This window comes from Micromonospora sp. A3M-1-15 (assembly GCF_024213425.1).
Taxonomy (GTDB): domain Bacteria; phylum Actinomycetota; class Actinomycetes; order Mycobacteriales; family Micromonosporaceae; genus Micromonospora; species Micromonospora chersina.
Map to the genome: position 1 here is coordinate 753,683 of NZ_JANAVK010000001.1, position 25,794 is coordinate 779,476.

Consider the following 25,794-nt stretch of genomic DNA (forward strand, 5'->3'; position numbering starts at 1 on the left):
GTCAGCCCACGAGGGGGCGGACGTCCCAGAGGTGCGCGCCGGGGACGTCGCGGCCGGGGCCGACCAGCGCGTCCACGGTGGCGCGGACCGGGTCGCCCGGCGTCGAGTCGGCCTGCACCAGCACCGCAGCCCGCCAGTGCCGCAGGTCCGCGACGGCCTGGCGGCGTTCCGCGTCGCCGATCGGCGGCACCTGGCCGGTCTCGGCGGCCCGGCGCAGCAGCAGCGAGGTGGGCAGGTCCGGCGCGCCCCAGTGCGCGGCCGGGTCGGCGGCGGAGCGGGGTCCGATGAAGTAGCCGCCCGGCGCGTCGAAGGCCAGCCCGGTCCGCGCCGACCAGAAGGTGGCCGGGCTGACCCCGGACCCGGTGACCGGCGGCACCGGCACGAGCGTCCGCCCCGGCGGCACGTACGCCCGCCAGCCGCCGTCGGCCACGAAGGCCGGCACCGGCATGGCCGGCACGGTGCGGATCGGGGTCGGGGTGAGCGGCAGCAGCGCGGCGGCGACGGCGCCGGCCCAGGGCGCCCAGGTGCGGGCGGCGCGGTGCCGGACCCGGTCGAGGGCGAGGGCCAGCAGCACCCCGAGCACCGGCACGCAGACCAGCGCGAACCGGGCCGGCACCACGAGGTCGAGCAGCGGCACCCCGGCGAGCAGCCGGTACGGCCCGGGCACCCCGGTGTCGTGCCGGTTCACGACGATCGTGGTGCCGAGCGACAGCAGCGCGAAGAGCAGCCCGCAGGCGGCGAGGGCCCGGACGAGGGGCCGCCGCCACAGCCGGACCACGATGAGCACCGCCAGCAGCGGCAGGAACGGCCCGAAGAACGAGTTCTCCTCAGTGGCGTTCGGGGAGAGCAGCCCGGCGTGGTGGGCGTCCCCGGCGACGGTCTGCCGGGCGGCGGTGGCGTAGGAGGCCAGGTCCAGCCGGTAGCCCCGGGCGTAGAACGGCATCCCGCTGTAGTGGCCGGGGCCGTGGAACTGGAACTGGAACGGGTACGCCAGCAGCACCCCGGCGACCAGCGCGCCGATCCCGAGCCGGCGCGCCACCACGGGCGCCAGCCGACGCGCCGCGCCCCGGTCCGCGAGGGCGTACGCCCCGGCGAACACCCCGGCCGCGAGGGCCAGGAAGACCAGCACCTCCTCGCCGAGGAAGACCTGGTACGCGACGGCGAGCCCGAGCAGCACCCCGTCCCGGCGGATCCGGTCGTGGGCCGGCCGGAACACCAGCCCGAGGATCACCGGGATCAGGAACTGGGCGGCCATGTGCAGGTGCGCCCCGGCCTGCGACACGAGGCCCGGGGCGAAGCCGCAGAACAGCCCGCCCACCGCCGCGGCGGCCCGGGAGCGGACCAGCCGGCGGGCGAGCAGCGCGTACCAGGCGGTGGCCGTGCCGGCGAGGCAGAGCACCACGGCCACGAGGAAGGCCACCTGGGAGCCGAACAGCGCGGTGACCGGGGTGAGCGGCACGCCCAGCCCGAGCACCGACGTGTTGGCCATGAGGTTGACCCCGTCCGGCACGTTCAGGGCCGTGCTGTGCAGCGGGTTCTCCCCGCCGGTCACCGCCCGGGCGGCCCGGGACAGCATCCACTCGAAGAGCATCTGGTCGCCGGCCTGGTGGAACAGCCGGTCCGGCCGGCCCCACTGGCGGGCGGTGAGCAGCACGGCCAGGCCCAGGTAGCCGGCGACCACGAGCGCGTCGACCGGGCGCGGCCGCCACCGGCGCCGGGGCGCGGGCCCGGGGCGGTCCGGGCCGGTCAGGCGGACGGGCTGGTCAGTGTCCGGACGTCCCACAACCACACGTCCATCTCCTGCCGGGCGGGCCCGACCAGCTGCTCCACGGTGCGGCGCAGCGGCTCGGCGTTCTGCTCGGTCAGCGGCAGCACCACGATCGCGGCCCGCCAGTGCCGCAGCTCGTCGAGGAAGCGCCGGCGCTGCCGGTCGTCGAGCTTCGGCGTACGCCCGGTGGCCTCGACCTCGGCGAGCAGCTCACCGATGCCGCTGGGCCGGCCGCCGAAGCGGCCCGGGTCGCCGGTGACCCCGTTGCGCGGGGCGAGGAAGTAGCCCCCGGGGATCTTGAAGGCCAGGTCGGTGCTGGCCGCCCAGCGCATCGGGTCGGTGTTGCCCATGGCCGGCACCGGCACGGCGACCAGCGTCTGGTCCGGGCCCACGTAGTGCCGCCACCGGTCGGCCGTGATGAACTTCGGCACGGCCGGGCGGGTGGTGACCCGCAACGGCATGGGCGCGATCGGCAGCAGCGCGAACACCAGACCGGCGGCGGTCAGGGTACGCACGGTGCGCCGCTCCACCACCCGCAGCGCCGCCGCCCGCTCGACGGCCAGGGCCAGCAGCACCCCGATGACCACGGTGGTGATGAGGCCGAACCGGGTCGGCACCACGGCGTCCAGCAGCGGCAGCCGGACCAGCAGCTCCCACGGGCCGGTGACCAGGTCCCGGTCCCACCAGGAGACCCGCTCGCCGAGGGAGAGCACGGCGAAGAACAGCCCGGTCGCCCCGAGGGCCCGAACCACCACCTCCCGGCGCAGCCACACCACGATGCCGACGGCCAGCAGCGACAGGCTCCAGCCGAAGAAGGCGTTCTCCTCCGAGTAGTTCGGGGCCAGGTTCACGTTGGCCCGCTCGTTGCCGCCCAGCGTGGTCGAGCCCGGGGTGAAGAACGCGGCGATGTCGTTGCCGTAGTCGCGGACCGTGTCGCTGAGCCCGTGGTACGCCATCGGCCCCGCGAACTGCACCCACAGCGGGTACGCCAGCAGCGCCCCGGCGAGCACCGCGCAGACGCCCAGCCCGACGCCCAGCGGCCGCCACGCCGCGGCCCACCGCTCGCGCTGCTGCACCACCACGGCGAACAGGAACACCCCGCAGGCCAACGCCGTGAAGAGCAGGATCTCCTCGTTGACGAACGCCTGCGCGGTGACCAGCAGGGCGAGCAGCGCGCCGTCGCGGACCGGCCGGGTGGAGCGGGTCAGCACCAGCACCCGCCACACGATGAACGGCAGCAGGAACTGGCTGATGATGTTCGGATGCCAGTTGGCGTGCGACAGCATGGCCGGCGAGAACCCGCAGAACCAGCCGCCCACGGCGGCGGCCAGCCGGTTGCGGACCAGGTGCCGGGAGAGCACCCGGTACCAGGCGGCGGCCGTGCCGGCGAGGCCCAGGGTGACCAGGGTGACGAAGGAGACCGCCGGTCCGAACAGGAGGGTCACCGGCACCATCGGGATGCCGAGGGCCAGGATGGCGGTGTTCGCCATCAGGTTCACGCCGTCCGGATAGTTGAACTGGTCGGTGTAGAACGGGTACTCGCCGTGCAGCACCACCCGCACCGAGTGGGCCAGGAAGAACTGCACCTGCGCCGGGTCGCTGCTGTAGAGCGCCGCCACCCGGCCGGCCGGGTCGGCCCAGATCCCGCTGGTCACCCAGAGCGCCGCGAGCAGGAAGACCCCGTACACGGCCAGGTTCTGCCGGCGCGGCGTCCACCGCCACCGCCGCCGCGCGGCCGGCTCCGGGTCGCCCGCGGTGACCGGGGGTTCGTCCACCATGACGGACAGCGGTCCGCCCGGGGCGTCGGCGTCCGGCGTCGAGTCACCACGGGGCTCGGCAGGCGTCACAGTCGGCGGAGTCTACCGGAGCAGGTCACCGGCGTCCGAATCGCCGCTCACCGTCCTTTCTGGTCGGTGCTGTGCCGGGTCGAGGTGGGCGCGGCCCGCCGGCCGGACATCTCGTACCATGTGTGCTTCCGGACACGACCGGTGAAGACGGGATTCAGGGGGCGTACAGGGTGGTTTCAGTCCGTCGACGCGGCACGACGGCCACCGCGCTGCTGGCCCTGCTGCTGACCGGCTGCGGCCCCGTCGCCGGGCGGCAGCCGGCCGCGCTGCCGGTCGGCTACGACAGCCTCGACGGCACCCTGAAGGTCTGGCCGGCGCGGGGCAACCTGGCTCGCGACGCCGCCGCGACCGCCGGCATCACCGCCGCAGTCCGCGACTGGCGCTCCCCCGTCGACGACCGCGCCCACCTCGCCTCCTCCGGCATCCTCTACTCCGGGGAGGTCGCCGGGTCGCCGCTCGCCCTGGTCGCCGCCGACGTGCCCGGCGAGGCCGCCTCCTGGCTGCTGCAACTCGACCGCGACGGGCAGCGCTGGCGGATCGCCCACGCCACCGAGTACACCGACCCCGGCTACCTGGTCTACTCCGACGTGCTGCCCGTCCAGCAGCCCGCCGGCCGCCGCTACCTCACCTCCGCGCGCGTCGAGCGCCTGCTCGGCCCCGACGGCAAGGCCCTCCCCGCCGCCGACGGCATCACCGAGCCGGTCGCCGTGCCGCCGTGCCAGGCCGTGGCCGTGACCGCGACCCTGCGGCCCACCCGCTCGCTGCCGCGCGGCCGGGCCGCGGACCGCGTCCTCGACCTGGGTACGGCGACCTCCGCGCCCCGCTATCCGCTGGTGCGGGACGAGACCGGGTCGGGGAAGCGGGCGCTGACCGGGCTGGACACGTGTGTGCTCGCCGGTGAGCGGGGGCCGTTCGGGAGCGTGCCGCGGCGGATCGGGGACCGGCAGGCGCCCCTGTCGGTGCCGGAGTCGTGGCCGATGGCGAAGATCTCCGTGCGGTCGCTCGGGTCGATTGCTCTTGGCGGTGGCGAGCCGGGTGAGTTGGAGCAGCTCACCTGGGAGAGCGCCACCGGGACGATGACCGCGGTGGTCTACCGGCCGGCCGGTGGTGGTTCTCCCGTGGTGTCGCCTGCCGACCGGTCGACGACCTTGCAGGCTTACTACCTGCCGGTGCCGGGGCAGCCGCTTGCCGTGTTGAGTTGGCGGGGTCGGGATGCGTCGTTCGCGGCGCCGCCGGGGACCACGCGGCTGGTGGACCGGCCTGGTCTCGTGGTGGTGGCGCAGCCGGACCGGAAGCAGACGTTCAGCCTGGCGGGTACGGAGAAGACCTGGTACCGGTCCGTCGGCGGCCGCTGAGACCGTCCGTGGTCGCGGTGGTGGGGGTTCGGTGCAGCCGGTGAGTTGCGGCGTTCGTTCGTCGTCGCTGGAGATCTTGGTACGAAGTGGCCCCTATAGGGGCCTTTTCCTACCAAGATCTTCTCGCCGGGTCCTGGCTCAGCCCTCCTTCCGGGGAGGAGTGGGGCCGTCGCACGATGGGGCGTCAACTCAAGCCGCATGTTGATGTACTTGGAGTTGTCCGGCCGTTCCCGGAATTTCCCGTCCGGCTTCCAGCCGTGTCTGGTGTAGAAGGCTCGCGCGCGGAAGGTGCTGCCGATACCCTTCCGGCAACTGCCGCGGACGACATGAATCTGGTACAACTGGCCCACCGTAGCGCCGAACCGGAGTGGCTCGACTGAGGTGGACAGACAGAATCGGCGCACCCCCGCAGGCGTTGCGCCTGCGGCTACCCTCGCTCGGTGAGTTTCGGCACGTACGCGCGGAAGGTCCGTGACAGATCTCTGCCCTACGGCCTCCGCGTGTCGGCTCTGCGGTCCTGCGTGCAGCTCTACCGACCGATCGGCTTCCACGCGACGTTGGCCTTCCTGGAGGAGGTCGCGGGCCCGTTTCAGCGTGACGAGGACGCGCTCCTGAAGGCGCTCGACGCGATTGAGGCAAGTCGCACCCAGTGGCATGCGGACATGCGGGACTACGCGCACAGACGCCGGCAGGCCAAGCAACGTGGCCAACGGATTCCGCGCGCTCAGGATCGCAACCCGAACGGCTTCCCACCGATCTGGTACGGCGCGGCCAGGTCGGCGGCCTTGTCCGCCCTGCGGTATTGGAGTCGCCGGCGCCTTCCCGCGTTGAGGGTGACAGCTGACGGTGCTGGCAACACGATTGACGTCCTCGTTACCGCCGCTCTGTCGTCGGGTGGCGATCTGACATCGGAGCAACGGCAGCTTCTGGTTCTGGCTGTCGCGGAGCTTGAAGGACGTATGCGGCCTGATCTCTGGTCCGACGACCCAGTCGCCTACTTCCGCGCCCGGGACCTGTTGAAGGTTGCGCGCCTGCTGGAGACCGCGAGCGACGATGGACAGCCTCAAGCATCGGCGGATCGTTAGCCGAGGGTGCTCAGGCCCAGCCGGGTCACCGACGCGAACGGGCGGCCCCGCGCAAGGCAGGACCGCCCGTTCGGCGTAGCTGAGATCAGTTCTTGGCGGTCGCCTCGTCGGCGGCGGGGTCGACCGACTGCGCGTCCAGCCCCGAGATCCACCCGGTCACGTCCCGAGCCACGTCCTGAGCCGTCAACCCGAGGTCGGCAAGGATCTGCGCCCGGGTCCCGTGCGGGTGCCAGTCCGCCGGCACGCCCAGGTCCTTCACCGGCACCCGAACGTCAGCGTCCCGCATGGCCTGAGCGAGGGCGGAACCGACACCGCCCACCCGGACCCCGTCCTCGACGGTGACCACGAGCCGGTGACCAGCCGCCAGCTCGACGAGCTCGGCCGGCACGGGCCGGACCCACCGCGGGTCGACGACGGTCACGCCGTAGCCCTGCTCGGCGACCCGGGTGGCGACCTCCATGCCGAGGCCGGCGAAGGAGCCGACCGCGACCAGCAGCACGTCGGTACGCGCCGACTCGGCCAGCACGTCGACCGGGCCGACCCGGCGGACGGCCGGCAGGTCGGCGGCCACGGTGCCGGTCGGGAAGCGCAGGATGGTCGGCCCGTCGTCGACGGCGACCGCCTCGCGCAGTTCCTCGCGGAGGGTGGCCGAGTCGCGGGGCGCGGCGATCCGCAGGCCGGGCACCACGCCGAAGACCGACATGTCCCAGACGCCGTAGTGGCTGGGGCCGTCGGGGCCGGTGATGCCGGCCCGGTCGAGCACGAAGGTGACCGGCAGCTTGTGCATGGCCACGTCGAGCAGGACCTGGTCGAAGGCGCGGTTGAGGAAGGTGGCGTAGACGGCGACGACCGGGTGCAGGCCGCCCATGGCGAGGCCGGCCGCCGAGGTGGCGGCGTGCTGCTCGGCGATGCCCACGTCGTACACCCGGTTGGGGTACTTGCGGGCCAGGGTGGCGATGCCGGTGGGCTCGGCCATGGCGGCGGTGATGCCGACCACGTCGGGGCGCTCGTCGGCGATGGTGACCAGCTCGTCGGCGAAGACGTGGGTCCACTTCACCGACGGCGCGGCGAGCAGCTTGCCGGTCTCGATGTCGAATGCGCCGCCCGGGCCGTGCAGGCGGTCCGCCTCGTCCTCCTCGGCAGCGCGGTAGCCGTAGCCCTTGCGGGTGACCGCGTGGACTATCACCGGGCCGCCGAAGTTCTTGGCGGCGCGCAGCGCCGACTCGATGGCGGGGACGTCGTGGCCGTCGACCGGGCCGACGTACTTGATGCCGAGGTCCTCGAACATGGCCTGCGGGGCGACCGCGTCCTTGATGCCCTTCTTGACCGCGTGCAGCACCTCGTACATCGGCTTGCCAACCAGCGGGGTGGAGCCGAGGGCGTCCTTGACGGTGTCGAGCACCTTCTCGTAGCCGGGGTTGAGCCGCAGCGAGGAGAGGTGGTCGGCGAGGCCGCCGATGGTCGGCGAGTAGGACCGGCCGTTGTCGTTGACCACGATGACGAGGGGGTTGCCGGCGGTGGCGATGTTGTTCAGCGCCTCCCAGCACATGCCGCCGGTCAGGGCGCCGTCGCCGACCACGGCGACGACGCTGCGCTTCTCGCCGCGCAGCGCGTACGCCTTGGCGAGGCCGTCGGCGTAGGAGAGCGCGGTGGAGGCGTGCGAGTTCTCGATGAGGTCGTGCTCGCTCTCCGCCTGGCTGGGGTAGCCGGAGAGGCCACCGCGCTGGCGGAGCTTGTCGAAGCCCTCCTGCCGGCCGGTGACGATCTTGTGTACGTAGGCCTGGTGGCCCGTGTCGAACAGGAGCCGGTCGCGCGGCGAGTCGAAGACCCGGTGCATGGCCAGGGTGAGCTCGACCACGCCCAGGTTGGGGCCGACGTGCCCGCCGGTGCGGGAGACCTTGGCGATCAGGAAGTCCCGGATCTCGGCGGCGAGGATGTCCAGCTGCTCGGCCGTCATCCGCTTCACGTCCTGCGGGCCGCGGACGGTGCCCAGCAGCCGACCGTGGTTGGCCGTGCCCTCTTCAACACTCATGACCGAAGAGTCTATCGGCCACCCGACAGCCCGCAGCGCGGCCGTGGATCTCCCCAGGTCAACCCACCGATCAGGGGGTGACGACCAGCCGGCGGGGCGCCGTGGCCGGGGTGGCGGCGAGCGGAGGGCCGGAGGGGGTCCAGGAGCCCAGCACGGCGGCCCGGGACGCCCCGGTGACCGAGGGGATGGCCCCGGGCAGCCCGTGCCAGGAGAGCCACCCCAGCAGGGCGAACGCGTACGCCTCCTTGGCCTGGGCCGGCACTCCCAGCTCGTCGGTGGTGCGCAGCCGCCAGCGCCCCTCGGCGAGTTCGACCAGCCGGGCCCGGAGTGTGGGGTTGCGCACTCCCCCGCCGGCGGCGATGACCTCGGTCACCCCGTGCCCGTCGCAGGCGTCGGCGACGGTCCGGGCGGTCAGCTCGGTGAGCGTGGCCAGCACGTCGTCGGCGGCCACCGGCTCCCCCAGCGCGACCAGCCGGTCGTCCAGGTAGCGGCCGTGGAACAGCTCCTTGCCTGTCGACTTGGGCGGGGGCGCGGCGTAGTAGGGCTCGGCGAGCAGCAACCCCAGCAGCCCCTCGTGCACCCGGCCGGCCGCCGCGCGGGCCCCGTCGAGGTCGCAGGGGCGGTCCAGGAAGCGCCGGGCCGCGGCGTCCAGGAGGGCGTTGGCCGGGCCCACGTCGTACCCGAGGACCGGCGTCCCGGGGGCGACCACGGTGAGGTTCGCGATCCCGCCCAGATTGAGCGCCGCCCGCGGCCCGCCGGCCGCGTCGAGCAGCAGCGCGTCGAAGGCCGGGACCAGCGGCGCGCCCTGGCCGCCGGCCGCCACGTCCGCCGACCGCAGGTCGTGCAACACGGGTACGCCCACCCGGGCGGCCACCCGCGCCGGCGCGCCGAGCTGGAGGGTGCCCCGCACCCGGCCCGCCTCGACCCAGTGGAAGACCGTCTGCCCGGGCGAGACCACCGCGTCGGCCGCGCCACCGGCCAGCTCGACGCCGGCCGCCGCCGCGTCGGCGAAGACCTCCCCGAGGCGGTTGTCCAGCCGGCAGACCGCCTCGATGGTGGTGGCCGCCGGGGGCAGCAGCGCGCCGATCTCGGCCCGCAGGTCGTCGGGGTAGTCCAGGCTGCGGTGCCCGAGCGGCCGCAGCCGCAGCGTCTCCCCGTCCCGGGTGAACTCGGCCGCCACCACGTCCACCCCGTCGTACGAGGTGCCCGACATCAGCCCGACGATCTTCATCGGGCCAGGCTAGTCACTCCCCCGGAGGCAGGAACAGCCCGACCAGCTCGACGTGCTGGGTCATCGGGAACAGGTCGAAGCCGCGCAGCGCGGCGAGGCGCCAACCGAGCCCGGTGAAGGTGCGCACGTCCCGGGCGAAGGCGGCCGGGTCGCAGGCCACGTACGCGACCGCGCGCGGGCCGGCGGCCACGATGTCCCGCACCACCGGGGCGCCCGCGCCGGAGCGCGGCGGGTCGAGCACCACCACGTCGACGGGGCCGGTGACCCGGCGGCGGGCCAGCGCGGTCTCCACCCGGGCGGGAACCACCTCGACCCGGGGCAGGTCGGCCAGGTTGGCCCGGGCCGCGTCCACCCCGTCCTGGCTCGACTCGACCAGGGTGACCCGGGCGTCGCCGACCCGGCCGGCGAGGGCCGCGGCGAACAGTCCGGCGCCGCCGTAGAGGTCCCAGGCGGTCTCGCCGGGGCGCGGGTCGAGCAGGTCGAGGACCGCCCCGACCAGGGTGTCCGCGGCGGCCGGGTGCACCTGCCAGAAGCCGGACGCGGGCAGCGTCCAGTCGCGGCCGGCGGCCACCTCGCGGACCTCGGCCGGACCGCTCACCGGGGTGGGCGCCCCCTCGGCGAAGGCCACGACGCTGACGTCGCCGCCGGTGGAGGCGACCGTCTCGACGGCGTCGGCGTCCGGCCAGGAGGCCCCGCTGGGGGCCAGCACGGGCAGGTCCTGGATGGCCGGGTGGGCGATCCGGCAGCGGTCGATCGGCACGACCTCGTGCGAGCGGTGCTTGAGCAGCCCGGCCCGGCCGGCGGCGTCGACCGCGTAGCGGACCCGGGACCGCCAGCCCAGCGGCCCGCCGGGCAGCGGCTCGACCCGGACGCCGAGCGCGTCGATCTGGTCGTCGGTGAGCCCGCCCAGCCGGGTGAGCTGCTCGCGCACCACGGTGGCCTTCCAGTCGAGCTGGGCGGCCGGGGTGACGTGCTGGAGGTCGCAGCCGCCGCACCGGCCCGGCTTCGCGTACGGGCAGGGCGGCTCGACCCGGTCCGCCGACGCGGTCAGGATCTCCACGGCGTCGGCGCGGGCGAAGCCCCGGTGCAGCTCGGTCACCTCGGCCACCACCCGCTCGCCGGGCAGCGCGTGCCGGACGAAGACCACCTGGCCCTCGACCCGGGCCACGCAGTGCCCGCCCGGGGCGACCGCGTCCACGGTCAGCTCGACCCGCTGCGCCTCCTCCAGCCCGGTCCGGGCGGGCGCGGTCACGGGCGCTCCCCCGAACCGCTCTCGCCGGGCGGCGCGGAGACCACCGGCGGGACGGTGGGCGGCAGGGTGCTGCGCGGGGCCACCCGCGGCCCGCGCGCCGGGCCGCGGGTGAGCGTGGCGTCCAGCCGGTCCAGGTTCTTGCTGGCGGTCGAGGCGAGCTGCCAGGGCACGCTGGTGACCATCACGCCCGGTTCGAACAGCAGCCGCCCCTTGAGCCGCAGCGCGCTCTGGTTGTGCAGCAGGTTCTCCCACCAGCGGCCCACCACGTACTCGGGGATGAAGACCGTGACCACGTCGCGGGGCGACTCCCGGCGGGTCGACGCCACGAAGTTGAGGATCGGCCGGGTGATCTCACGGTACGGGGAGTCGATCACGGTCAGCGGCACCGGCAGCTCGCGCCGCTCCCAGTCGGCCTGGAGGTCCCGGGTGTCCTTGTCGTCGACGTTGACCGTGACGGCGGTGAGCGTGTCCGGCCGGGTCGCCCGGGCGTAGGCGATGGCCCGCAGGGTGGGCTGGTGCAGCTTGCTGACCAGCACGATGGCGTGGTTGCGGGCGGGCAGCACGGCCCGCTGCTCGGTCGGCTCCAGCTCCGCGGCGATCCGGTCGTAGTGCCGGCGGATGGCCAGCATGAGCAGGTAGATCACCGCCATGGCGGCGATCGCGATCCAGGCGCCCAGCAGGAACTTGGTGATCAGCACGATGACCAGCACCACGCCGGTCATCACCATGCCGAAGGCGTTGATCGCGCGGGAGCGGACCATCCGGGCCCGCGCCTCCGGGTCCCGCTCGGTGCGCAGGTGCCGGTTCCAGTGCCGGATCATGCCGGCCTGGGAGAGCGTGAACGAGACGAACACCCCGACGATGTAGAGCTGGATGAGCCGGGTCACCTCGGCCTGGAAGCCGATGATCAGCACCACGGCGGCGACGGCCAGGAAGATGATCCCGTTGGAGAAGGCCAGCCGGTCGCCCCGGGTGTGCAGCTGGCGGGGCAGGTAGCGGTCCTGGGCCAGGATCGAGCCGAGCACCGGAAAGCCGTTGAAGGCGGTGTTGGCGGCCAGGAACAGGATCAGCGCGGTCATCCCGGCCACCACGTAGAGCAGCACCGAGCCGTTACCGAAGACAGTCTCGCCGAGCTGCGCGGTGACGGTCTTCTGCACGTAGCCGTCCGGCCCGGAGACGATCTGCGCCGGGTCCTCGACGAACTGGAGGCGGGTCAGCTTGGCCAGCCAGATGATGCCGACCAGCATGCTGACCGCGATGGTGCCGAGCAGCAGCAGGGTGGTCGCCGCGTTCTTCGACTTCGGCGTCTTGAACGCCGGCACGCCGTTGGAGATCGCCTCGACGCCGGTGAGCGCCGCGCAGCCGGAGGAGAAGGTGCGCAGCAGCAGGAAGATCAACGCGAAGCCGGTCACGCTGTGCTCGGCGTGGATCTCCAATCCGGCGCTCGGCGCCCGCAGGTCCTGGCCGAGGATGAAGATCCGGACCAGCCCGGTCAGCAGCATGCCGCCGATGACGATCACGAAGCCGTAGGTGGGGATGGCGAACGCGGTGCCCGACTCGCGCAGGCCGCGCAGGTTCATGGCGGTGAGCAGCACCACCGCGCTGACCGCGATGAGCACCTTGTGGGTGGCCACGAACGGCACCACCGAGCCCAGGTTCGCCACGCCCGAGGAGACCGACACCGCCACGGTCAGCACGTAGTCGACAAGCAGCGCGCTGGCCACCGCGAGCCCGGCCCGCGGCCCGAGGTTGACCGTGGCCACCTCGTAGTCGCCGCCGCCGGAGGGGTAGGCGTGCACGTTCTGCCGGTAGCTGGCCACCACGGTCAGCATCACCACGACGACCGCGAGCGCGATCCACGGCGAGAAGAAGAAGGCCGACGCCCCGGCGATGGAGAGCGTCAGCAGGATCTCGTCCGGGGCGTAGGCGACGCTGGAGAGCGCGTCGGAGGCGAAGACCGGCAGCGCGATGCGCTTCGGCAGGAGGGTGTGCTGGAGACGGTCGGACCGGAACGGTCGACCGAGGAGGAGTCGCTTCAGCAGCGAGGTGGGTCTGGCCACAACCGCAAAGAGTACGACCACCTCGCGCCGGGCGGTGGGGGTGGCCGATCGCCCCGTGCGCGCCCGCGCGGTACGGTTCGATCCCCCGCCGGCAGCGGGGACGTGGCAGGCTCGCAGACGACGGGTCGGCGGGCGGCACCGTGGGAGGAGCGGACACCGTGCATGTCGTGATCATGGGCTGCGGCCGGGTCGGGTCGACCCTGGCCCACGGCCTGGAGTCCCGGGGGCACTCGGTGGCGGTGATCGACCAGGACGCGGACGCGTTCCGCCGTCTCGGGCCGGACTTCGCCGGCATCACGGTCACCGGCGCCGGCTTCGACGGCGAGGTGCTGCGCCAGGCCGGCATCGAGCGCGCCGACGCCTTCGCCGCGGTCTCCAGCGGCGACAACTCCAACATCATCTCGGCCCGGCTGGCCCGGGAGACCTTCGGCGTGTCCCGGGTGGCCGCCCGGATCTACGACCAGCGCCGCGCCCAGGTCTACGAGCGCCTCGGCATCCCCACGGTGGCCACCGTGCGGTGGACGGCCGAACGGATGCTGCGCCACCTGGTCCCCGAGGGCAACGTGGAGATCTTCCGCGACCCGACCAGCACCGTCTCGATCATCGAGGTGCCGGTGCACAAGGACTGGATCGGCCGGTCGCTGCGGCACCTCGAGGAAGCCGCCGGCGCCCGGGTGGCCTACCTGATCCGGTTCGGGATCGGCACCCTGCCGACCGCCTCCACCGTGGTGCAGGAAGGCGACCAGGTCTTCATGCTGGTGACCGACGACATCGCCGCCTCGGTCACCTCGGTGGCGGCCGTGGCACCCGAAGGGGGGCAGTGAGCATGCGCATCGCCATCGCCGGCGCGGGCAACGTGGGCCGGTCGATCGCCCAGGAGCTGATCGACAACGGCCACCAGGTGATGCTGATCGAGCGGCAGCCCAAGATGCTCCGGCCCGACCGGGTGCCGGCCGCCGACTGGGTGCTCGCCGACGCCTGCGAGCTGGCCAGCCTGGAGGAGGCCAACGTGGCCGGCTGCGAGGTGGTCGTCGCGGCCACCGGGGACGACAAGGTCAACCTGGTGGTGTCGCTGCTCGCCAAGACCGAGTTCGCGGTGCCCCGGGTGGTGGCCCGGGTCAACCGCGCGGAGAACGAGTGGCTCTTCACCGAGCAGTGGGGCGTGGACGTCGCGGTGAGCAAGCCGCGGGTCATGGCCGCGCTGGTCGAGGAGGCGGTCACCGTCGGCGACCTGGTCCGGCTCATGACCTTCCGGCAGGGTGAGGCGAACCTCGTCGAGATCACCCTGCCGCCCACCGCGCCCTACGTGGGGCAGCCGATCCACGCCGTGCCGCTGCCCCGGGACGCCGCGCTCGTGGCGATCCTGCGCGGCAAGCGGGTGCTGGTGCCCAGCCCGGACGACCCCATCGAGGCCGGCGACGAGCTGATCTTCGTGTGCACGGCGGCCGTGGAGGACGAGGTCCGGGCGGTGATCCTCGGCCCGGACAGCGTCGGGCGCAACCGCGAGCGGTCCTGACCGCGTGGCGCCGGGGGCTCAGGCCCCCGGCAGCGGCGTCGGCTCGGGCTCCCGGGTGACCCGGCGCACCACCCAGACGGTGATCAGCAGCAGCAGGGCGTACGGCGGGTAGCCCAGGGCGAGCCGGGCCACGCCCAGCGCCGTGTCCTGGTGGGCGAGGTAGAGCCCGGCCTGCACGCCGACCTTGGCCAGCCACACCACGCCCCAGAGCACGGTGAGCTGGGTGAAGGTGCGCACCAGCTTCGGGTCGTCGCGCCACTCGGAGCGGCCCTTCGCCACCAGCACCGACCAGATCCAGCCGACCAGCGGCTGCTTGATGGCCGCCGAGAGCAGCAGGGCCAGGCCGTAGCCGATGCCGTAGAGGATGCCGGGGAGGTAGAAGTCGCGCTCGTCGCCGGTGCGCCAGGCGATGGCCGCGCCGATGGCGATGCCGACCAGGCCGTTGACGGCGTGCCGCACCGGCCGGCGCTGGGCCAGCCGCAGCCCGGCGATCAGCAGCGCCACCGCCACCGAGGCGATCACGGCGGGACGCAGGTCGCCCACCACGTTGGCGATCACGAAGACCACCACGGGAATGCTCGACTCGACCAGGCCCCGCCAGCCGCCGAGCTGGTCGGCCATCTGCTCGGCCATGCTGGGCAGCCGCTCGTCCTCCGGCCCGAGTTCCGGCTCGGTGTGCTGTCCGGTCGTCACTTCGGCGACTCCAGCTCGTAGTACGGGTTGTAGATCACCTTGCGGTCGTCCCGTACGGCCACCCGGCCCCGGGCGGTGAGGTGCCGGCCCGGCTCGATGCCGTCGATGTGCCGCCGGCCCAGCCAGACCAGGGTGACCACGTCGCTGCCGTCGTAGAGGTCGGCCTCCAGCGTGGGCAGGTTGGTCCGGGGCGTGTAGACCACCGTGCGCAGCCGCCCGGTGACCGACACCACCTGGCCGCGCGTGCACTGGCGGGCCGGCATGCCGCCGCACTCGGCGCTCTCCCGTTGCAGCTCCTGCGCCTCGATCTCGGCCTCGCTCGCGGTGAGCCGTTGCAGGAACCGCCGCAGCGACACCCGGCTCTCGTCGGTCGTCATGACCTCCGCGTCACCCTCTCCACGCCGGCCGGCTCCCGCCGGCTCTGGGTAGGCCCCGGATTGCCGGAACCGTCCCGCCAGCGTACGCCGATCCGGCCCGGCGGCGGGACCGGCGTCGGAGGGCGTACCCCCGGGGCCGGACACGCGACGGGCCCGGCGTCGTCGACGTCACGCCGACTCCGACCGGGCCCGGACCACGGTGCTCGGACCTCAGCCTCGCGCTGCTGCGGCGCGGGGGCTCGGACCTCAGTCTCGCGCTGCTGCGGCGCGAGGACTCAGGTCTCAGTCTCGCGCTGCTGCGGCGCGAGGACTCATGCCTCGCGCTGCTGCGGGGCGCCCTCCTGCTCGGCCTGCTGCTCGGACATCTCGCGGGGCAGCCGCAGCGGCAGCGGCTCGCGGACCGGCTTGGCCTCGTGGCCGCGGTCGACGACCAGCCCGTCGAGGCAGGCCGTGAGGGGGCCGGCGGCGACCGGGTTGGTGGCGGCCTCGCCCTGGTAGACCCCGCGCACCATCCAGCGCGGCCCGTCGATGCCGACGAAGCGCAGGTCGGTGATGCCGTCCGGGGTGCGGACGCGGGCGCGCAGCTCGGTGCCGTACTCCCCCTCGACCTCCTGGGCCGCGGCGCCGTCGTTGAACAGCGACTGCCGGATCTCCTCGCGCACCTCGTCCCAGATGCCGTCGGAGCGGGGCGCGGCGAAGACGCCGAGCTGCAGGGCGTTCGGCCCGTGCACCAGCACCACCTGCTGGATCACGCCCTGCGGGTCGGCCTGCACCCGCACCTCGACCTCCGGCACCGCCGGGATCTGCAGGCTGCCCAGGTCGAGCCGGGGCGCGTCCGGCGCCTCGGACACGTCGTACGGGCCGCGGGCCGGCGGCTGCGGGGTCTCCTCGGTGTCGAGGACCCCGGCGTCCCGCTCGTCACGCGCGTGCCGCGCGCCCTCGGCCCGCTTACGGGAGAAGATCACTGCGCCCACCCTCCGCTGTTCGCACTCACCCTGCCACCTCTTCCGTCCGCCCGCCCGCCGGAGCGGGGACCAGCCCGGCGTGCCCGCCGGTGGAGCCGTGCCCGCCGGTCCCGCGCCGGGACGCGGGCAGCTCGACCACCGGCTGGAACTCGGCCCGGGCGACCCGCTGGACCACGAGCTGCGCGATCCGGTCACCGCGGCTGATCTTCGCCGGCGTCTCCCGATCATGATTGATCAGGTTGACCAGGATCTCACCCCGGTAGCCGGCGTCGACCGTACCGGGCGCGTTGAGCACCGTCACGCCGAGCCTGGCCGCCAGCCCCGATCGGGGGTGCACCAGGCCGACGTACCCCTCCGGCAGCGCCACGGCCACGCCGGTCGGCACCAGGGCCCGCCCGCCGGGCGGCAGCTCCACGTCCGCGGCGGCCACCAGGTCCGCGCCGGCGTCGCCGGGATGGGCGTACGCCGGCAGTGGCAGCTCCGGGTCGAGCTGCCGTACGGGCACGGGTACGACGTCTGTCACGGTCATCCTCTTCCGTCCGGTCCTTGCGGGGGTGACCCTGCCATCCTGCCGGTTCGCCGGCCGCCGGCGCGCCGTACCCTCGGACTGTGCGTCAGTCGTCATCCTCGACCGCCCCCGTGGCCGCCACCGCCGGATACGCGGAGCGCCTCGGGCTGCCCTGGTGGGCCTGGCCGGCCGGCCTGGCCGCCGCCGGGCTGCTCGCCGCCGAGCTGTGGATGGGCGCGAGCGGTGTCCGGGCCTGGCTGCCGTTCGTGCTGCTGCTTCCCGCGGCGGCGGCCACGCTCTGGTGGCTGGGCCGGATCCGGGTCACCGTCCGGGCCGGCGAGCTGCGGGTCGACGACGCCCGCCTCCCGGTGCGCTTCGTCGCCGACGCGGTGCCGCTGGACGCGGCCGGCCGGCGTGAGGTGCTCGGCGTCGGCTCCGACCCGCTCGCCTTCGTGGTGCAGCGCCCCTGGGTCGGCGGCGCGGTGCAGGTGGTGTTGAACGATCCCGACGACCCGACCCCGTTCTGGGTGGTCAGCACCCGCCACCCGGTCGAGCTGGCGACCGCCCTGCTCGCCGCCCGCGACGCCGGCTGACCTGCCCCGACGGTCCCCCGGTTCAGGGGTGCTTGCCGGGCAGCGCGCGGGCCTGGTGGCGGAGGTCCTTGCGGAGCTGGTCGCCGAGGGTGCGGGTGGCCCGCCGGTTGAGGTAGCCCGCCACGGCGGCGCCGGTCAGGAACGGGCCGAGCGTGGTGAGGTTGCGGCCGAAGCGGCGCAGCAGGCTGTCGCGCAGTTCCCGGCGGGCGGCGGTGCCCAGCACCGCGCTGACCCCCACGCCCGGCATCATCGGGTTGACCCCGCGCTGGGTGGCCCAGGACTGCACCAGCGACACGGCCCGCTGCGCGCCCCCGGCGGGCAGCGGCACCCGGTGCACCTCGTGCAGCTCGCCGATCAGCTTCAGCTCGATCGCCACCACGGCGACCGTCTCGGCGGCCAGCAGCACCGGGGCCGAGAGCAGGGTCGGGGTGATCGCCCACTCGACCGCGGCGACCCCGCCGCCGGCCGCGCCGACGCCGGCGGTGGCCCGGGCCGCGTTGCGGATGAGCCGGTCGGCGAGGGCGTCGTCGTCCAGGCCGGGGAAGTGCTTCAAGAGCGTGGCCCGGTCGCGGATCGGCACGCGCGGGGCGATCTCGGCGACGGTGTCGGCCATCCAGCGGATCGCGGCCTTCGGCTTGTACAGGTCGGTGATGCCGCGGGCGCGGGCCTGGCCCACCAGCCGGGTGAGCAGCTGCCGGCGGCGGGCCACGGGAAGGTCGTCCGCGGTCAGCTCGGCGACGGTCGCGCCGAGCTGGTCGGCGTCCGTGGTGGGCCGGTCGGCGTCCGTGGTGGGCGGTGCCGGCTCGGCGGAGGCTTCCGCGGGTGGTGTCCTCCCGGTCGACCGGTCGGCGCCGCCCCCGTCGGCGTCCGGCCCGTCGGCCCGCTCGCTGCGCTCGCTCACCCGTCCGCCCTCCTGCTCCGCGCGGCGTGACAGCCGCCGGTACGAGTCAAGCAGCTTCCCGCCACCGGCGCACGGCGGCTCGATAAGCGGCGGCCCCGTCGAGGAGGCCGCCGCCGGTGTCTCGTGTCGGGGTCAGACGCACTCGCGGCAGATCAGCTCGCCGTTGCGCTCGACCGCCAGCTGGCTGCGGTGGTGGACCAGGAAGCAGCGGGCGCATCGGAACTCGTCCTGCTGCATCGGTAGCACCTTGACCGTGAGCTCCTCGTCGGCCAGGTCGGCGCCGGGCAGCTCGAAGCTCTCGGCCACCTCGGCCTCGTCGACGTCCACGGCGCCCGACTGTGTGTCGACGCGCCGGGCCTTGAGCTCTTCCAGGCTGTCCTCGCCGAGGTCGACCTCGTCGCGACGCGGGGCGTCGTAGTCGGTGGCCATCGGTTTCACTCTCCCATATCGATATGGTCGCTTCCGGTTGTAACGCCGGACGACGCTGTTTCGGTTCCGCTGGCCGGCCACCAAATGTGTCGGTCACCCGACCCGACCGTCGGAGCCGGGCCGCCAGGAAGGAACTCCCCCAGCGAGCGCGGAACCTTACCCCCCCTTTGGGCGAGGCATGTATACCGCCCTCGTGGCAGAGATGTACGCCCCTGCGCCCGAAGTTGTTCCCAATGTGACTCAGGCGACACGAAGATAGGGGTAGTAGTACCCGTTCCCCCGGTGGCGCGCCGGCATGTCGGGCTGTTTCCACGCGACGGCCGGACAAGCGTTAACCTCAGCGGCGTACTCGACGCCGGCGGGGCGGACCGACCGCCGGCGGCCGCCGCCACCCAAACACCGTCCGGGAGCGCCCAGAATGAGTTTTGCGCGAGTGCGGGCACTCGTTGTCGTCGGACTGCTGGCGGTCACCGCCCTGGTCTTCGTGGTCGTCGCGCTGGTCCGCGACACCCAGGGCACGGCCAGTTCCGCCGAGGACTGCCCGCAGGGCTGGCCGGTCGCCGACCTGCGCCTGCGGGAGCAGAAGGACGTCAAGATCAACGTCTACAACGGCAACCCGGACGAGGTCGGCCTGGCCGGCAGCGTGGCGGACGACTTCCGCAACCGCAAGTTCCAGGTGAAGAAGGTGGGCAACGCCAAGCCCGTGGACACGGTGGCGGTGCTGCGCTACGGCCCCAAGGGCGTCGGCTCCGCGCACCTGCTGCGCGCCTACTTCCTCAACCAGGCCAAGCTCGAACCCGACCTGAAGCGCAAGGACGACACGGTCGACGTGGTCCTCGGCAACGGTTTCCAGCAGTTGGCCACCACCACCGAGGTCAACCAGTCCCTCGGCGACCTCGGCTCGCCGGAGGCGCCGGCCGGCACCTGCGCGGGCCCGGTCCGGTAGCGGTCGACTCCCGTAAAGAGTGGCCTCCCCTGACGGGATGGCCACTCTTTCCGCATCCGGGGCCGGGCGGGACCGGTCACGGTCCGCCGGAGGCGTCCAGGGCGGCGAGCCGGGTGTGCAGCGGCTCGTACAGCGCCGGCGGCGCGGCGAGCACCAGGTCCGGGCCGGCCGGCCGGCCCGACAGGCCGGTCACCAGCAGCCCGGCCTCCCGGGCGACCAGCCCGCCCGCGGCGAGGTCCCAGGCGGCCAGCCCCTTCTCGTAGTAGGCGTCCACCCGGCCCTCGGCGGCCAGGCAGAGGTCGAGCGCGGCGGCGCCCATCCGGCGGATGTCGCGCACCTGCGGGATCAGTTCGGCGACCACCCGGGCCTGGTGCGCCCGGCGTCCGGCGTCGTAGCCGAACCCGGTGGCGACGAGCGCCTGCCCGAGGTCGGTCTCGGCGGAGCAGCGCAGCCGCTGCCCGTCCCGCCAGGCGCCGCCGCCCGCGGTGGCCGTCCACTCCTCGCCGGTGACCACGTTGCGCACCACCCCGGCGACCACCTCGCCGGCCACCTCGGCGGCCAGGGAGACCGCGCAGTACGGCAGCCCGTAGAGATAGTTGACCGTGCCGTCGATGGGGTCGACAATCCAGCGCACCCCGCCCTCGGCGGCCGGGGCGGCCTCCCCCGCGCCGTACTCCTCGCCCAGCACCGCGTCGCCGGGGCGCAGGGTCCGCAGCGCGGCCAGCACCTGCCGCTCCACCGCCCGGTCGGCGGCGGTGACCACGTCGGTGACGGTGCTCTTGGTCGCGGCGACCGAGACCCCCTCGGCCCGCATCCGGTGTGCGGTGGCCGCGGCGTCCCGGGCCACCTCGACGGCGATCGTGAGCAGTTCCTGCGGCGTGGGTGCCGAGGCGGTCATGTTCGTCCCCTTCCGGCACGGCCCGGACCGGCCGGTTCGTGCGCGGGTATCATCCTTACAAAGTCCACAACTGCGTCTAATCGGCGGTCCGTACGGCCGGTCCACCGTGCGGCGCAGGATGATCGCCGCAGACGGCGTTACAATTCACCCTGCCCCACGCGCCACGGACCGCCAGCCACCGGTCGGCCCGGGACACGGGGGTCCCTCAACGACATCGCCCGGCACGGCGGCCCGTGCTGCGCCGGACGACCCGGCCGTGCTCGCTCTTCGCCTCCGGAAGGTCATTCGTGACAGAACCACGCCAGACCGGCGCCGACGTTCGCTCGCTCACCGACACCCTGATCGCCCACGCGCAGAGCGCCGGCGGCCAGCTCACGTCGGCCCAGCTCGCGCGCACCGTCGAGTCCGCTGAGGTGACCCCGGCCCAGGCCAAGAAGATCCTCCGTGCGCTCTCCGAGGCGGGCGTGACGGTGGTCGTGGACGGCTCGGCGAGCACCCGCCGCCGGGTCGCCGCCGCCCGGTCCGCCACCCCGGCCTCCCGGGCCACCACCGCCAAGACCACCAAGAAGGCCGCCGCGCCCGCCCCGAAGCAGGCGCCGGCCGCCGAGGAGGCCCCGGCCCCCGCCCCGCGGAAGGCGACAGCGCGCAAGGCCGCCGGCGCCACGACCGGCACCACCGCCGAGGTGGCCGCCAAGGCCGCCGCCCCGGCGAAGGCCACCAAGACCACCCGCGCCACCAAGGCCACCGTGGCCGCCAAGAACGCGGCGGCGAAGCCGGCCAAGGACGGCGCGAAGGGCGAGGGCGCCGAGGGCGAGATCTCGCCGGAGGAACTGGCCGCCGAGATCGAGGACGTGGTGGTCGAGGAGCCGGCCGAGCTGACCCAGGCCGCCGAGGCCGACGCGGCCAGCTCCGCCACCGACAACGACTTCGAGTGGGACGACGAGGAGTCCGAGGCGCTCAAGCAGGCGCGCCGGGACGCCGAGCTGACCGCCTCCGCCGACTCCGTCCGGGCCTACCTCAAGCAGATCGGCAAGGTGCCGCTGCTCAACGCCGAGCAGGAGGTCGAGCTCGCCAAGCGGATCGAGGCCGGCCTCTACGCCGCCGAGCGGCTGCGCGCCGCCGACGAGGGCGAGGAGAAGCTCACCCGCGACATGCAGCGCGACCTGATGTGGATCTCGCGGGACGGCGAGCGGGCCAAGAACCACCTGCTGGAGGCGAACCTCCGGCTGGTCGTCTCGCTGGCCAAGCGCTACACCGGCCGCGGCATGGCCTTCCTCGACCTCATCCAGGAGGGCAACCTCGGCCTGATCCGCGCCGTCGAGAAGTTCGACTACACCAAGGGCTACAAGTTCTCCACGTACGCCACCTGGTGGATCCGCCAGGCCATCACCCGCGCCATGGCCGACCAGGCCCGCACCATCCGCATCCCGGTACACATGGTCGAGGTGATCAACAAGCTCGGCCGGATCCAGCGCGAGCTGCTCCAGGACCTGGGCCGCGAGCCCACCCCGGAGGAGCTGGCGAAGGAGATGGACATCACACCGGAGAAGGTGCTGGAGATCCAGCAGTACGCCCGGGAGCCCATCTCGCTCGACCAGACCATCGGTGACGAGGGTGACAGCCAGCTCGGCGACTTCATCGAGGACTCCGAGGCGGTCGTCGCGGTCGACGCGGTGTCGTTCTCGCTGCTGCAGGACCAGCTCCAGCAGGTCCTCCAGACGCTGTCCGAGCGGGAGGCGGGCGTGGTACGTCTGCGCTTCGGCCTCACCGACGGCCAGCCGCGCACCCTGGACGAGATCGGCCAGGTGTACGGCGTGACCCGGGAGCGCATCCGGCAGATCGAATCCAAGACCATGTCCAAGTTGCGGCACCCCTCGCGTTCCCAGGTGCTCCGCGACTACCTGGACTGACCGCCACGCGTCAACCAGCCGTGTCGGTTTGATCACCAGCCGTAGAACACTCTCCGGTGACCTGACGGTTGCCCGTTTGTGATCGTTGACGTGGCACCCTTGGTGCACGGCACACTGTCTTCCACGCCAGGTGTGACCTCCGTCCCCGACGGGCACACAGGGAAGGCAGGGCCCGAGAAGGGTGTTGCACGATAGGTGAGCAACCGAAGAGAGTGTTCATCGGTGACGACCAGAGGAGGAAGGCGATGACCCCGACCCTCACGCCGCCGCCCGAGACGGTGAGCCCCCCGGCCGCCGATGAACGGTGCGACCGCTGCAATGCTGCAGGCAAGCTCCGGATCACTCTGGCGGGTGGGAGCGAGCTGGTGTTCTGTGGGCACCACGCGAACAAGTACGCGGAGGATCTCGTGAAGATCACCGTGCGGTTCGCGTCGGACCCGGAGTTCAGCTGGCGTGGCGCCGATCTGATGGCGAACTGAGTACGAGGAATCCGCAACGCGACATAAGCCGGCCGGAGGTCCCTGGGGACCTCCGGCCGGCTTTTCGTACACCCACCCCAGCCGTCGAGCCGGGGCCCAGACCGGTCAGAGGGTCTGGACGGTGGCGATGCGCTCTTCGAGTTGTTCGATGGTGGCCTGGGCGCTGGGCGGGCCGCCGCAGAGGCGGCGCAGCTCGGCGTGGATCTTGCCGTGCGGCTGGCCGGTGCGGTGGTGGCGGGCCGCCACGAGGGCGTTCAGCTGCCGCCGGAGGGCCACCCGGCGCTGGGCGGCACTCATCGGCTGCGTGGGCGCTGTCGGGGCCGCAGCGGCCGGCTCAGCGGCCCGCTGGGTGGCCCGGCGCCGCTGCGCGGCGAGCTGCTCGGCCTGCCGCTTGGTGAGCAGCATCGAGACCTGGTCGGCGGTGAGCAGCCCGGGCAGGCCGAGGTATTCCTCCTCCTCCGGGGTGCCCGCCTGGGCGGCCGTGCCGAACGACGCCCCGTCGAAGATCACCTGGTCCAGCTCGGCGGTGGCGGACAACGCCGCGAACCGCTTCTCCAGCTCGCCGCTGGCCTGGTCGTCCCGCTGGGCGCGCTCCAACAGGTCGTCGTCGAGCCCGTCGGAATCCTTCGGCTTGCCGAGCACGTGGTCCCGCTCGGCCTCCATCTCGCTGGCCAGGCCCAGCAGGTGCGGCACGCTGGGCAGGAAGACCGAGGCGGTCTCGCCGGGCCGGCGGGCCCGGACGAACCGGCCGATCGCCTGCGCGAAGTAGAGCGGGGTGCTGGCGCTTGTCGCGTAGACGCCGACGGCCAGCCGGGGGATGTCGACGCCCTCGGACACCATCCGCACCGCGACCAGCCAGCGCTGCTCGGAGGCCGCGAACGTCGCGATCCGCGCGGACGCGCCCTGGTCGTCGGAGAGCACCACGGCGGCCTTCTCACCGGTCACCTGCTCCAGCAGCTTGGCGTACGAGCGGGCCACCTGCTGGTCGCTGGCGATCACCAGGCCGCCGGCGTCGGGCATGCCGTTGTTGCGCAGCACGGTCAGCCGGGCGTCGGCGGCCCGCAGCACCTGCGGCATCCAGTCGCCGGCCGGGTCCAGCGCGGTGCGCCACGCCTGCGCGATGAGGTCCTGGGTCATCGGCTCGCCCAGCCGGGCGGCCAGCTCCTCGCCCGCGTTGGTGCGCCACCGGGTCTCCCCCGAGTACGCCAGGAAGAGCACCGGCCGGACCACGCCCTCGCGCAGCGCGTCGGAGTAGCCGTAGACCGAGTCGGCGCGGGAGCGGAGCAGCCCGTCCCCGCCCCGCTCGTAGCTCACGAACGGGATCGGGTTGTCGTCGGAGCGGAACGGCGTGCCGGTGAGCATCAGCCGGCGTACCGCGGGCTCGAAGGCGGCCTTGACCCCGTCGCCCCAGGTCCGCGAGTCGCCCGCGTGGTGGATCTCGTCGAGGATGACCAGGGTGCGCCGGGTCATGGTGCGCCGCCGGTGCACCTGCGGCGCCATGCCGACCTGGGCGTACGTGACCACGGCGCCGTGGAAGTCGGCCGCGGAGTGCAGGTCGGCGTTGCGGAAGGCGGCGTCGAGCTGGATGCCGACCCGGGCGGCGGACTCCGCCCACTGGGTCTTCAGGTGCTCGGTCGGGGCGACCACGGTGACCGCCTCGACGGTGCCGTCGTTCAGCAGTTCGGCGGCGATCCGGAGGGCAAAGGTCGTCTTACCGGCACCGGGCGTGGCGACCGCTGTGAAGTCGTCGGTGCGGCGGCGCAGGTACTCCACCATCGCCTTGCGTTGCCAGGCACGCAGGGGTGGGAACGTGTCGAGCGCCGGCAACCGCGGTGCCACGCGTAGCTCCTCTCCGCTCGCAGGCGGCGACGGGCCCCGCCCGGCCGAGGGCCACGGGTACCGCCGCCCATGAAAACGCCCTCGCGCATGGGTGCCGCGAAGGCCGACTCAGCATAACCAGCGGGGGCCTCACGCCCCACTCGACGCCACGCTGGTCACATCCGCCCACCCCGGCGCGGCTGGGCTCAGACCTGCGGTCCCCGGGCGCCGGTGCGCGGCGGCCGCAGCGCCGGCACCGGGGCCGACCAGCGCCGCCGCAGCGCGATCAGGCGCAGCGCGAAGACGAGGACGGCGGCGGCGGTCAACGGCACCGTGGTCGCCAGGCCGTACGTCGAGAGCAGCGCCACCGCGATCGACCCGACGAGCGCCGCCACGGCGTAGATCTCGCGGCGCAGCACCACCGGGATCTCGCCGGTGAGCAGGTCCCGGCCCAGCCCGCCGCCGATCGCCGTGAGCATGCCGATCATGCAGGCGCCGACGGCCGGCACGTGGGCGTCGAGGGCCTTGAGCGTGCCGGTGACGGTGAACAGGGCGAGTCCGGCCGCGTCGAGCACCAGCACGGTGGTGCGTAGCCGGGCGAACTGGGGATGCAGCCAGAAGATGGCGGCGGCGGTGACCGCCGCGGTGACCGCGTACCGCCAGTCGGCGAAGGCCAGCGGCGGCACCTCGTCGATGACCAGGTCGCGGAAGATCCCGCCGCCGAGGGCGGCGACGACGCCGACGAAGACCACCCCGAAGAGGTCGAGCCGTTTGGCCACCGCCGCGGAGGCGCCGGAGGCGGCGAAGACCGCCACGCCGGTGAGGTCGGCGAGGAGCAGCGGGGTGGAGGTGGTCACCGCCGCAGGTTACGTGGGCGGCCGGGGAGGCCGCCCGGGATCACTGGGCGTACGAGTCGTAGATCTCCTTGCACTTGGGGCAGACCGGGGAACCCGGCTTCGCCGCCTTGGTCACCGGAAAGGTCTCGCCGCACAGGGCCACCACGAAGGTGCCCATGACGGCACTCTCCGCGATCTTCTCCTTGCGGACGTAGTGGAACATCTCCGGGCCGGTGTCGGCGTCCTTCAGCTCGGGACGCTCGAGAACCTCTGTACTCACGTCTACACCTCCAAC

Annotated in this window: 24 protein-coding genes; 8 read left to right on the top strand and 16 right to left on the bottom strand. The window is 73.6% G+C overall.

What is annotated here, in order from left to right; translation table 11 throughout:
• Position 1: 1 nt before the first annotated feature.
• Together NLX85_RS03380 and NLX85_RS03385 are read right to left on the bottom strand one after the other, a co-directional pair.
• On the bottom strand, positions 2–1,789 hold the full coding sequence (locus NLX85_RS03380; protein ID WP_254331556.1) for a hypothetical protein: 1,788 nt from the start codon (positions 1,787–1,789) through the stop codon (positions 2–4).
• The gene (locus NLX85_RS03385; RefSeq protein ID WP_254333597.1) at positions 1,747–3,546 is read right to left on the bottom strand and encodes a hypothetical protein; all 1,800 of its coding nucleotides are present in this window, start codon (positions 3,544–3,546) and stop codon (positions 1,747–1,749) included. Before NLX85_RS03385 ends, NLX85_RS03380 begins: the two co-directional genes overlap by 43 nt.
• A 239-nt stretch (positions 3,547–3,785) precedes the next feature.
• Here NLX85_RS03385 and NLX85_RS03390 point away from each other — a divergent pair, with 239 nt between their 5' ends.
• Positions 3,786–4,970, top strand: a complete 1,185-nt coding sequence (locus NLX85_RS03390; protein WP_254331557.1) for a hypothetical protein — start codon at positions 3,786–3,788, stop codon at positions 4,968–4,970.
• A gap of 440 nt (positions 4,971–5,410) precedes the next feature.
• Positions 5,411–6,055 (top strand): hypothetical protein, encoded by a 645-nt coding sequence (locus NLX85_RS03395; protein ID WP_254331558.1) that lies wholly within the window; start codon positions 5,411–5,413, stop codon positions 6,053–6,055.
• An 85-nt stretch (positions 6,056–6,140) separates the two neighbouring features.
• Here the strand turns inward: NLX85_RS03395 and dxs are convergent, their stop codons facing one another.
• From dxs to NLX85_RS03415, 4 genes are all read right to left on the bottom strand, one after another.
• On the bottom strand, positions 6,141–8,087 hold the full coding sequence (gene dxs / locus NLX85_RS03400) for a 1-deoxy-D-xylulose-5-phosphate synthase (protein ID WP_254331559.1): 1,947 nt from the start codon (positions 8,085–8,087) through the stop codon (positions 6,141–6,143).
• A 70-nt stretch (positions 8,088–8,157) separates the two neighbouring features.
• Positions 8,158–9,318: an anhydro-N-acetylmuramic acid kinase gene (locus NLX85_RS03405; protein WP_254331560.1), complete on the bottom strand. Its 1,161-nt coding sequence runs from the start codon at positions 9,316–9,318 to the stop codon at positions 8,158–8,160.
• A 13-nt stretch (positions 9,319–9,331) separates the two neighbouring features.
• A complete protein-coding gene (locus tag NLX85_RS03410; RefSeq protein WP_254331561.1) occupies positions 9,332–10,570 on the bottom strand; it encodes a class I SAM-dependent RNA methyltransferase in 1,239 nt (412 codons plus the stop codon).
• Positions 10,567–12,630: an APC family permease gene (locus NLX85_RS03415; RefSeq protein WP_254331562.1), complete on the bottom strand. Its 2,064-nt coding sequence runs from the start codon at positions 12,628–12,630 to the stop codon at positions 10,567–10,569. Before NLX85_RS03415 ends, NLX85_RS03410 begins: the two co-directional genes overlap by 4 nt.
• Before the next feature lie 158 nt (positions 12,631–12,788).
• On the opposite strand from NLX85_RS03415, the gene NLX85_RS03420 reads away from it, so the two are divergent.
• Entirely contained in the window at positions 12,789–13,454 is a 666-nt protein-coding gene (locus NLX85_RS03420) for a TrkA family potassium uptake protein (protein WP_212837381.1), read from the top strand.
• 2 nt (positions 13,455–13,456) lie between these two features.
• A complete protein-coding gene (locus NLX85_RS03425; RefSeq protein ID WP_148428321.1) occupies positions 13,457–14,146 on the top strand; it encodes a TrkA family potassium uptake protein in 690 nt (229 codons plus the stop codon).
• Between the two features lie 18 nt (positions 14,147–14,164).
• On the opposite strand, the gene NLX85_RS03430 is transcribed toward NLX85_RS03425, so the two are convergent.
• The 4 genes from NLX85_RS03430 to dut all read right to left on the bottom strand — a co-directional run bounded on the left by NLX85_RS03430 (position 14,165) and on the right by dut (position 16,704).
• On the bottom strand, positions 14,165–14,839 hold the full coding sequence (locus tag NLX85_RS03430) for a DUF3159 domain-containing protein (RefSeq protein WP_374628050.1): 675 nt from the start codon (positions 14,837–14,839) through the stop codon (positions 14,165–14,167).
• A complete protein-coding gene (locus NLX85_RS03435; RefSeq protein WP_091311801.1) occupies positions 14,836–15,216 on the bottom strand; it encodes an OB-fold nucleic acid binding domain-containing protein in 381 nt (126 codons plus the stop codon). The genes NLX85_RS03430 and NLX85_RS03435 overlap by 4 nt, the downstream gene beginning before the upstream one ends.
• A gap of 311 nt (positions 15,217–15,527) precedes the next feature.
• Positions 15,528–16,181 carry a DUF3710 domain-containing protein gene (locus tag NLX85_RS03440; RefSeq protein ID WP_254331563.1) on the bottom strand — a complete coding sequence of 218 codons (654 nt, stop codon included), beginning with the start codon at positions 16,179–16,181 and terminating at the stop codon, positions 15,528–15,530.
• Positions 16,182–16,206: 25 nt separating this feature from the next.
• Positions 16,207–16,704 (bottom strand): dUTP diphosphatase, encoded by a 498-nt coding sequence (dut, locus tag NLX85_RS03445; protein ID WP_254331564.1) that lies wholly within the window; start codon positions 16,702–16,704, stop codon positions 16,207–16,209.
• A gap of 86 nt (positions 16,705–16,790) precedes the next feature.
• On the opposite strand from dut, the gene NLX85_RS03450 reads away from it, so the two are divergent.
• Positions 16,791–17,282, top strand: a complete 492-nt coding sequence (locus NLX85_RS03450) for a DUF3093 domain-containing protein (protein ID WP_254331565.1) — start codon at positions 16,791–16,793, stop codon at positions 17,280–17,282.
• Positions 17,283–17,304: 22 nt separating this feature from the next.
• On the opposite strand, the gene NLX85_RS03455 is transcribed toward NLX85_RS03450, so the two are convergent.
• Both NLX85_RS03455 and NLX85_RS03460 read right to left on the bottom strand, forming a co-directional pair.
• Positions 17,305–18,012 (bottom strand): hypothetical protein, encoded by a 708-nt coding sequence (locus tag NLX85_RS03455; protein ID WP_254333605.1) that lies wholly within the window; start codon positions 18,010–18,012, stop codon positions 17,305–17,307.
• Positions 18,013–18,315: 303 nt separating this feature from the next.
• The gene (locus NLX85_RS03460) at positions 18,316–18,612 is read right to left on the bottom strand and encodes a DUF4193 domain-containing protein (protein ID WP_091269374.1); all 297 of its coding nucleotides are present in this window, start codon (positions 18,610–18,612) and stop codon (positions 18,316–18,318) included.
• A gap of 433 nt (positions 18,613–19,045) precedes the next feature.
• Here NLX85_RS03460 and NLX85_RS03465 point away from each other — a divergent pair, with 433 nt between their 5' ends.
• Positions 19,046–19,558 (top strand): LytR C-terminal domain-containing protein, encoded by a 513-nt coding sequence (locus NLX85_RS03465; protein WP_254333607.1) that lies wholly within the window; start codon positions 19,046–19,048, stop codon positions 19,556–19,558.
• A 76-nt stretch (positions 19,559–19,634) separates the two neighbouring features.
• Here NLX85_RS03465 and NLX85_RS03470 read toward each other — a convergent pair whose 3' ends face one another.
• Complete coding sequence (locus tag NLX85_RS03470; protein ID WP_254331566.1) at positions 19,635–20,456, bottom strand: inositol monophosphatase family protein; 822 nt, start codon at positions 20,454–20,456, stop codon at positions 19,635–19,637.
• A 287-nt stretch (positions 20,457–20,743) separates the two neighbouring features.
• On the opposite strand from NLX85_RS03470, the gene NLX85_RS03475 reads away from it, so the two are divergent.
• Both NLX85_RS03475 and NLX85_RS03480 read left to right on the top strand, forming a co-directional pair.
• Complete coding sequence (locus tag NLX85_RS03475; protein ID WP_254331567.1) at positions 20,744–22,366, top strand: RNA polymerase sigma factor; 1,623 nt, start codon at positions 20,744–20,746, stop codon at positions 22,364–22,366.
• A gap of 245 nt (positions 22,367–22,611) precedes the next feature.
• Positions 22,612–22,845, top strand: coding sequence for a hypothetical protein (locus NLX85_RS03480; protein WP_107074857.1), 234 nt, complete (start codon positions 22,612–22,614; stop codon positions 22,843–22,845).
• A 105-nt stretch (positions 22,846–22,950) separates the two neighbouring features.
• Here the strand turns inward: NLX85_RS03480 and NLX85_RS03485 are convergent, their stop codons facing one another.
• From NLX85_RS03485 to NLX85_RS03495, 3 genes are all read right to left on the bottom strand, one after another.
• Positions 22,951–24,684 carry a DEAD/DEAH box helicase gene (locus NLX85_RS03485; RefSeq protein WP_254331569.1) on the bottom strand — a complete coding sequence of 578 codons (1,734 nt, stop codon included), beginning with the start codon at positions 24,682–24,684 and terminating at the stop codon, positions 22,951–22,953.
• Between the two features lie 185 nt (positions 24,685–24,869).
• The gene (locus NLX85_RS03490) at positions 24,870–25,520 is read right to left on the bottom strand and encodes a trimeric intracellular cation channel family protein (protein ID WP_254331574.1); all 651 of its coding nucleotides are present in this window, start codon (positions 25,518–25,520) and stop codon (positions 24,870–24,872) included.
• A 40-nt stretch (positions 25,521–25,560) separates the two neighbouring features.
• On the bottom strand, positions 25,561–25,779 hold the full coding sequence (locus NLX85_RS03495; RefSeq protein WP_254331576.1) for a DUF3039 domain-containing protein: 219 nt from the start codon (positions 25,777–25,779) through the stop codon (positions 25,561–25,563).
• Positions 25,780–25,794 lie beyond the last annotated feature (15 nt).

Excerpts from the sequence above, each read along its gene's own strand:
- NLX85_RS03385 (WP_254333597.1), bottom strand. The coding sequence starts at position 3,546 with ATGGTGGACGAACCCCCGGTCACCGCGGGCGACCCGGAGCCGGCCGCG.
- dxs (WP_254331559.1), bottom strand. The coding sequence starts at position 8,087 with ATGAGTGTTGAAGAGGGCACGGCCAACCACGGTCGGCTGCTGGGCACC.
- NLX85_RS03405 (WP_254331560.1), bottom strand. The coding sequence starts at position 9,318 with ATGAAGATCGTCGGGCTGATGTCGGGCACCTCGTACGACGGGGTGGAC.
- NLX85_RS03425 (WP_148428321.1), top strand. The coding sequence starts at position 13,457 with ATGCGCATCGCCATCGCCGGCGCGGGCAACGTGGGCCGGTCGATCGCC.
- NLX85_RS03435 (WP_091311801.1), bottom strand. The coding sequence starts at position 15,216 with ATGACGACCGACGAGAGCCGGGTGTCGCTGCGGCGGTTCCTGCAACGG.
- NLX85_RS03460 (WP_091269374.1), bottom strand. The coding sequence starts at position 18,612 with ATGGCCACCGACTACGACGCCCCGCGTCGCGACGAGGTCGACCTCGGC.
- NLX85_RS03470 (WP_254331566.1), bottom strand. The coding sequence starts at position 20,456 with ATGACCGCCTCGGCACCCACGCCGCAGGAACTGCTCACGATCGCCGTC.
- NLX85_RS03480 (WP_107074857.1), top strand. The coding sequence starts at position 22,612 with ATGACCCCGACCCTCACGCCGCCGCCCGAGACGGTGAGCCCCCCGGCC.